The sequence below is a fragment of the Megasphaera sp. AF13-6AC genome (assembly GCF_027685385.1).
Taxonomy (GTDB): domain Bacteria; phylum Bacillota; class Negativicutes; order Veillonellales; family Megasphaeraceae; genus Megasphaera; species Megasphaera micronuciformis.
In genome coordinates this window covers 896-1,658 of sequence record NZ_JAQCUN010000199.1, presented here as the reverse complement: position 1 = coordinate 1,658, position 763 = coordinate 896, and the positions used below count along the sequence as shown (strand labels likewise).

Genomic DNA, 763 nt, shown 5'->3' with positions numbered 1-763 from the left:
CAGTAATTGATAACTTACATTTAAGGAGGAATTAGACATGCCTAGAAAAGGCCCCGTGCCGAAGCGCGATGTATTGCCGGATCCGGTATATCATTCCAAACTCGTTACGCGCTTCATTAACAAAGTAATGTTGGACGGTAAAAAGGGTGTTGCCGAATCCATCGTTTATGATGCATTCGATATTATCCGTTCCAAAATGAATAAAGACCCTATGGAAGTATTTGAACAGGCTTTAAACAACGTTATGCCTGTTTTGGAAGTTCGTGCTCGCCGTGTCGGCGGTGCTAACTACCAGGTTCCCGTTGAAGTTCGTGCAGATCGCAGATTGTCCCTCGGTATCCGTTGGACTGTAGGCTATGCGCGTAAACGCGGTGAACGTACAATGAAAGAAAAACTTGCTGCCGAATTGATGGACGCATTCAACAATACCGGCGCCGCTATCAAAAAGAAAGAAGATACTCATAAGATGGCGGAAGCAAACAAAGCGTTCGCTCATTATCGTTGGTAAGAGTAAGTTACTACTATTGAGGAGTGGAAGAACATCGTGGCAAGAGAATATTCCTTGGAAAAAACAAGAAATATCGGTATCATGGCTCACATCGATGCCGGTAAAACCACGACGACGGAACGTATCCTTTTCTATACCGGCCGTGTACATAAGATCGGCGAAGTCCATGACGGCGCCGCTACTATGGACTGGATGGCACAGGAACAGGAACGCGGTATTACGATCACGTCCGCAGCTACGACAGCTCATTGGAAA

General features: G+C 46.0%; 2 protein-coding genes. Both read left to right on the top strand.

Going from position 1 to position 763, the window contains the following annotated elements:
- Window positions 1-37: 37 nt before the first annotated feature.
- Window positions 38-508 (top strand): 30S ribosomal protein S7, encoded by a 471-nt coding sequence (gene rpsG, locus PGX78_RS08085; protein ID WP_006941712.1) that lies wholly within the window; start codon window positions 38-40, stop codon window positions 506-508.
- A gap of 36 nt (window positions 509-544) precedes the next feature.
- A partial coding sequence (locus PGX78_RS08080; protein WP_270446413.1) for a GTP-binding protein occupies window positions 545-763 on the top strand: 219 nt, incomplete at its 3' end.